Source organism: Neisseria sp. P0021.S007, assembly GCF_051956855.1.
The window spans coordinates 1-1,166 of record NZ_JBQCXA010000112.1 but is presented as its reverse complement, the minus strand read 5'-3'; the positions used below and the strand labels follow the sequence as shown (position 1 = coordinate 1,166).

Here is a 1,166-nt window from a genome sequence, read left to right as displayed (position 1 = left end):
GGGGATGGCAGAGTGTTCCAAAATCGTCTGCGTACTGCTTTTCATGTCTGCCTTTCAGGGAACAAACCGTCCAAAGGCCGTCTGAACGGTTTGCACACAGGATTAAATCGCCATCAAATCTTCTTCTTTGGCAGCCAAGAGCTTGTCTGCCTCAGCAATATATTTGTCGGTCAACTTCTGAACCGCTTCCTCGCCTCGGCGGGCTTCATCTTCAGAAATTTCTTTGTCTTTCAACAATTTTTTGATGTGGTCGTTTGCATCACGGCGCACATTGCGGATAGACACACGGCCCTCTTCCGCTTCGCCGCGTACTACTTTGATCAAATCTTTACGGCGTTCCTCAGTCAACATAGGCATTGGAACACGGATCAAATCACCGACAGAAGCAGGGTTCAGGCCCAAGTTGGAATCACGAATCGCTTTCTCGACTTTTGCAGCCATATTGCTCTCGAACGGTTTCACACCGATCGTACGCGCATCCAAAAGCGTTACGTTTGCCACTTGGCTCACAGGCACCATGCTGCCCCAGTATTCCACTTCCACTTGGTCGAGCAGGCCGGTATGCGCACGGCCGGTACGCACTTTAGCCAAATTGTCTTTCAATACTTCCAGAGAACGCTGCATTTTGCCTTCAGCTGTCTTTTGAATATCATTAATCATCTTATACTTTCAATTTCATAGGAATAAAACAGGATTAACCGAGAATAGTACCGTTAAACCGCCACCACGACAAGGCTTTACGCCCCAACAGCCTTGTTTTCTAACCGATATTTAACATCAAACAAAATAAAGGCCGTCTGAAATCTTTCAGACGGCCTTTTCCTAATTCAAATCCTACTCTCTATTCCGTTCATTCCAAAAGTAACGCCATACAAAGCATGGAAAAGCAAAAATCAGGTAGAGGCAGACAACGGTCGCGTAAAACTCCCAATCTTGGGCATGCACGGCACCAGCTCGCGATTCGAGGATATAGGCGAGGATCGAGGTAAGAAGGAAGCCTGCCAGCAACTCGATCAAGTGATGGCCGATATGTTTGCGTTTCAGGGCGATGATGCCGAAGAATTTGGTGGTAATAAATGGTGCGTTGGCAAAGATAAGTGCCAACAGCAAAAGAATGTACATGGATGCGGTCATGATGGTCTTTCGGTTTTCAGACGGCCTATATG

Annotated in this window: 2 protein-coding genes; both read right to left on the bottom strand. The window is 47.1% G+C overall.

Features of this window, described 5'->3' with window-relative positions:
* Positions 1–102: 102 nt before the first annotated feature.
* On the bottom strand, positions 103–660 hold the full coding sequence (gene frr / locus ACTHUR_RS11535; RefSeq protein ID WP_003686718.1) for a ribosome recycling factor: 558 nt from the start codon (positions 658–660) through the stop codon (positions 103–105).
* 174 nt (positions 661–834) lie between these two features.
* Positions 835–1,134: a DUF2818 family protein gene (locus ACTHUR_RS11530; RefSeq protein ID WP_107768626.1), complete on the bottom strand. Its 300-nt coding sequence runs from the start codon at positions 1,132–1,134 to the stop codon at positions 835–837.
* Positions 1,135–1,166 lie beyond the last annotated feature (32 nt).

Excerpts from the sequence above, each read along its gene's own strand:
- frr (WP_003686718.1), bottom strand. The coding sequence starts at position 660 with ATGATTAATGATATTCAAAAGACAGCTGAAGGCAAAATGCAGCGTTCT.
- ACTHUR_RS11530 (WP_107768626.1), bottom strand. The coding sequence starts at position 1,134 with ATGACCGCATCCATGTACATTCTTTTGCTGTTGGCACTTATCTTTGCC.